1 pseudogene is annotated in these 237 nt (G+C 67.5%); it reads right to left on the reverse strand.

Going from position 1 to position 237, the window contains the following annotated elements:
• Positions 1 to 237, reverse strand: a pseudogene (gene metX, locus SB658_RS27400) (homoserine O-acetyltransferase); the annotation flags it as partial.

Raw genomic sequence — 237 nt, forward strand, 5'->3', positions numbered from 1 at the left:
GACGCTCGTCTCGATCAGGAATCCGTCGTGGCCGAAGTCGCTACGGATCACGACCGCCTCGTCGCCGTGGATCGTGGTGCCGATCCCGGCCGCGATGCGGTGCTGGCCCTCGATCGGGAACAGGCGGTCGGTATCGATGCCCACCACGAGAGTCTGCGCCGTGACGCGCTTCAGCGCGTCCTCCAGACCGCCGCGACCCCGACCCACGTCGTGCGAGTTCATCGCCTCGATAAGACG

Source organism: Bacillus sp. SIMBA_008 (genome assembly GCF_046535495.1).
GTDB lineage: Bacteria > Bacillota > Bacilli > Bacillales > Bacillaceae > Bacillus > Bacillus subtilis.